Annotated in this window: 2 protein-coding genes; one reads left to right on the forward strand and one right to left on the reverse strand. The window is 53.5% G+C overall.

Annotation, left to right across the window (positions count from 1 at the left end; all coding sequences use genetic code 11):
• Positions 1 to 1,276 (reverse strand): cysteine--tRNA ligase (gene cysS, locus lacNas_RS03015; RefSeq protein ID WP_201346572.1); only part of this gene is annotated, 1,276 nt, incomplete at its 3' end.
• Positions 1,277 to 1,435: 159 nt separating this feature from the next.
• Here cysS and lacNas_RS03020 point away from each other — a divergent pair.
• Positions 1,436 to 2,002, forward strand: coding sequence for an NUDIX hydrolase (locus lacNas_RS03020; RefSeq protein WP_201330614.1), 567 nt, complete (start codon positions 1,436 to 1,438; stop codon positions 2,000 to 2,002).
• Positions 2,003 to 2,358: the final 356 nt, after the last annotated feature.

Here is a 2,358-nt window from a genome sequence, read left to right on the forward strand (position 1 = left end):
CGTCATCGCCGCTTTCCCGGGCCAGCAATTGGCTGGCATCGATGCCGAAGACGCCGAGCCAGGCCGTCAGGCTTTCCTTAAAGGCCTTGAGGCTGTCTTTGTCGGCTCTTTCCGCGTTGACGCTGGAATTTACAGCCGGCAAGGCCTCGTAGATGGCGGTCAGGGCGTTTTGAACGTTGAAGTCGTCGTCCATCGCGGCGGCAAACTTGTCCTTGGTTTCAGCCAAAAGAGCTGCCAGGGCCGGGTCGGCCGCTGATTCGGTCGCGTCCTCCAGGCGGTAGTTGATCCCTTCCAGGGTGTTTTTGAACCGGTCCAAAATGTTGGCGGCCTGCGCCAGGTTTTCTTCTGAGTAGTTGATCTGGCTCCGGTACTGGACGCTGGCCATGAAGAAGCGGAGCACCTGCGGATCAACGGTCTGCAAGATGTCGTGGACGGTCACGAAGTTGTGCAGGGACTTGGACATTTTTTCCTCATCCTTGCCGACCGTCACGAAGCCGTTGTGCAGCCAGTAGTTGACGAACTTCTTGCCCGTCTTGGCCTCGCTTTGGGCAATTTCGTTTTCGTGGTGCGGGAATTCCAGGTCCTGCCCGCCCCCGTGGATGTCCAGGGTGTCGCCCAGGTACTTGGTGGACATGACCGAGCACTCGATGTGCCAGCCTGGCCGGCCCTTGCCCCATGGCGAATCCCAGGCGATTTCATCGGCCGCCTTCTGCCCCTTCCAGAGGGCAAAGTCGATCGGGTCTTCCTTGCGGCCCTGTTCTTCGTCATTGACGTGCTGGGATGCCCCTTCTTCCAGCTGGTCGATGTTCTGGTCGCTCAAGCGGCCGTAGTCAGCGAACTTCTTGGCCCGGTAGTAGACGTCCCCGTCAGCTTCATAGGCATAGCCCTTGTCGATCAGGGTCTGGATGAAGTCGATGATGGCCGGGATTTCGTGAGTAGCGCGCGGGTGCAGGGTAGCATCTTCAATGTTCAAAGCCCGGGTGTCTTCCAAAAAGGCCTTGATGTAGCGCTCTGCCAGCTCCGGCACCGTGGTGCCTTCAGCGCGGGCCTCGTTGATCATTTTGTCGTCAACGTCGGTAAAGTTGGAAACGTACTTGACCTGGTAGCCCTTGTATTCAAAGTAGCGGCGGATGGTGTCAAAAGCGATGGCACTTCTGGCATTGCCGATGTGGATGTAGTTGTAGACCGTCGGCCCGCAGACGTACATGCTGACCTGGCCGGGAACCAGCGGAACAAATTCTTCTTTTTGCCGAGTTAAAGTGTTGAAAACTTTCACGAGATTTTCCTGCTTTCTTTATAAAAGTTTTTCCTTACCTGCAAATAATTCACTCTTCATTTTAACAGACAATTCTTTTTGTTGGCGGCAAAATACCGGATGGCAGTGGTAAAATCTGAAGAAAACTGTTTTTCAAAGAATAAAGAAAAGAGGAAAGCGATGAGCCTGGTCGAAGATTTAAAAAATTACCAGCCATGCAATGAGCAAGAAGCTGCCGACGTCAAGGAAATGATCTACCGGCTGGAAAGCGGAGAGGAGCTGTTTCTGCGGTCCAATCTGGCTGAACACTTCACGGCTTCGGCCTGGGTGGTCAACCAGCAAAGAAGCAAGGTCTTGATGGCCTACCACCGGATCTATGACTCCTGGGCCTGGCTGGGCGGGCACGCTGACGGCGACCACGACCTTTTGCGCGTGGCCCTGAAGGAAGTAGAAGAAGAAAGCGGGGTCAGCGCCAAGCCGGTCACGGAGCAAATCTATTCCGTGGAAATTCTGACCGTTGACGGACATGAAAAAAACGGCAAGTACGTCCCTTCTCACCTGCACTTAAACGTCACTTATCTCCTGGAAGCCGATGACCGCCTGCCGGTCAGACCCAAGGAAGACGAAAACAAGGCCGTGGCCTGGTTTGGCTTAGACGAGGCCCTTAAGAAATCAAGCGAGCCCTGGTTTGTCGACCGGATCTACAAGAAGCTCAACGGCAAGCTCAAGGACTATCCGGCAAAATAAAAACTCTGGCATCCTTGCCAGAGTTTTTTGCTTGGTCGGGTCAAGATTTGCCAATTCGCTCAAAAAAGTTCTTGACAGACTCTAAAAGTCGTTTTAAGATTACATTAATTAAAAATTAAAGCATTTTAAGAAAAGTATCGATTAGAAGAGTAACCGGCCCCGTCTTTTTCCAGAGAGCTCTAGATGGTGGGATTGAGCAGAAGGCAACCGGCGAAACACATCTAAGAACTGGTCGGCCGAAAACCAGTAGGCCCTCCCGCTAGCGAGCGTTACCACGGCTGCCCTGGGTGTTCCCGGAATTTTTTCCGGCGACTAGTCAGCGGCAGTGTAAGGTCAGCTGCCGTGAGACAGCTGAT

The sequence above is a fragment of the Lactobacillus nasalidis genome (assembly GCF_016587775.1).
GTDB classification, from domain to species: Bacteria; Bacillota; Bacilli; order Lactobacillales; family Lactobacillaceae; genus Lactobacillus; species Lactobacillus nasalidis.

Coding starts and splice junctions, on each gene's coding strand:
- lacNas_RS03020 (WP_201330614.1), top strand. CDS start 1,436: ATGAGCCTGGTCGAAGATTTAAAAAATTACCAGCCATGCAATGAGCAA.